The 541-nt window shown below is 52.7% G+C and carries 2 protein-coding genes; one reads left to right on the forward strand and one right to left on the reverse strand.

All coding sequences use genetic code 11. The annotated features are described in order from the left end of the window. A partial coding sequence (locus tag AWB68_RS50720; protein WP_327384579.1) for a VIT1/CCC1 transporter family protein occupies positions 1–198 on the forward strand: 198 nt, incomplete at its 5' end. A 146-nt stretch (positions 199–344) separates the two neighbouring features. On the opposite strand, the gene AWB68_RS50725 is transcribed toward AWB68_RS50720, so the two are convergent. Beyond that, on the reverse strand, positions 345–541 hold a 197-nt coding region (locus tag AWB68_RS50725; RefSeq protein WP_235028909.1), incomplete at its 5' end, for a hypothetical protein.

Consider the following 541-nt stretch of genomic DNA (forward strand, 5'->3'; position numbering starts at 1 on the left):
CTTTGGTCGAGCGGAGAGAGGGGCATTGTTCAGTGCGTCGTTTTGAGCGGAATAGGGCTTGCGGGCATTGGCGTGTTTACATCGATTTTCAATGGTCGCGGCGCATTGTTTTCCGCAGTCCGGCAAGTCGCGATCGGTCTGGCTGCCGCGGGATGTACATTCGGACTCGGCAGAGTCCTTGGTGTATCTCTTTCCTAGCTGGGATTCGGCGCATAAATGCAGAACGTCTGATCTGTGTCAATCGGCACAAGGCGTGTGTTCCGTACCCTAAGTTTTTGCAATGTTTGGGCCGGTCGTTCACGGGCGAGTCAACACATTCCTGATCTGATGCGATGAGCAGGCTTTTAGGCATATTCGCTATCGCGGTACTGGTGGTCATCGTTGTTGCGGTGGCACTCGTGCAATACACGATATGGAGAAACGTCGACTAGTACAACATCCTGTAAATAGGTTGAATAAGTAACCGCCTCGATTATCATGACGGGATGAGCCGAGGCCGCCATGCAACGCCAGTGAAGCTGGCGAACAAAGAAAGACAGGA

The organism is Caballeronia choica, from assembly GCF_001544535.1.
GTDB lineage: Bacteria > Pseudomonadota > Gammaproteobacteria > Burkholderiales > Burkholderiaceae > Caballeronia > Caballeronia choica.